This is a genomic window from Stenotrophomonas sp. SrG (genome assembly GCF_050031795.1).
Lineage (GTDB): Bacteria > Pseudomonadota > Gammaproteobacteria > Xanthomonadales > Xanthomonadaceae > Stenotrophomonas > Stenotrophomonas rhizophila_A.
In genome coordinates, this window is sequence record NZ_JBNBBE010001079.1 from 1 (window position 1) to 240 (window position 240).

Genomic DNA, 240 nt, shown 5'->3' on the forward strand with positions numbered 1-240 from the left:
CTCCAGGGCACGGGGCCGCCCGTCTCCGACTCCCGCGCGGAGACATCCTTGCCGTTGTACAGCACGATCGCATCGGACGGCGCGGCGTTGATGGGGGTGGCCACGGTCGCGGGCACCGGCTTCCTCACCTCGGTCCTGGTCGGATCGCGCGCGGGGACAACGGCCTGCGCGAATGCAGGCGTTGCAGCCAGCACGCAGACGGCCATCTGCAGGGGCTTGCTCATCGGGTTCCTCATCAGC

The 240-nt window shown here is 70.0% G+C and carries 1 pseudogene; it reads right to left on the minus strand.

The annotated features are described in order from the left end of the window. Nucleotides 1–224, minus strand: a pseudogene (locus ACQG3P_RS22800) (3-keto-disaccharide hydrolase); the annotation flags it as partial. Between the last annotated feature and the right edge of the window lie 16 nt (nucleotides 225–240).